This is a genomic window from Vibrio sp. 1580 (genome assembly GCF_033340055.1).
The window spans coordinates 1-547 of the sequence record NZ_JAWOVT010000617.1 but is presented as its reverse complement, the minus strand read 5'-3'; the positions used below and the strand labels follow the sequence as shown (position 1 = coordinate 547).

Annotated in this window: 1 pseudogene; it reads left to right on the top strand. The window is 43.9% G+C overall.

The features are described from left to right. A pseudogene (locus tag R7093_RS27470) lies at window positions 1–547 on the top strand (ATPase); the annotation flags it as partial.

Here is a 547-nt window from a genome sequence, read left to right as displayed (position 1 = left end):
CTGTCGAGTCGATAGAAGAAGCGCAAAGCGCGTTGGAATATCTTGAAGAAAGAGAACAAACTGTCGCGTTAGTGATCGCCAGCCATCACGCGCACTTTAATGGTGTGGATTTTCTCATTGGGCTGGACAAAACACCGCACACAGAGCGCGCTCGTAAAATTCTCATCAGTTGCTCTTCAGATATTGAGGCGATACTCACGGCCGTCAATGAAGGTCGTTTGGATCATTGTTTGACCAAGCCTCTACCAGATAACGTCCTTTTTAATACGGCTCAAAAAGAGCTGACGCAGTTTATCTTACGTAATTGCAAAGAAGACTTGCTCAGTTATAGCCAAATCTTGGACCAGCACAAATTGCTACGTGCTCATATCGAAAATCAGATGAGCAATTACCAAGCTGGTTTCTTACACGACTATCACTCGATGTCTGATAATGAACTGGCAGAACAAGTAATCTCTGCCTTGCAACAATTTTTCAAAGAAAATGACGAAACAAAAGCTTGTCGAACCTACTCTCCTGAGCATTTGCTGACGGTTGAAGGAGAACC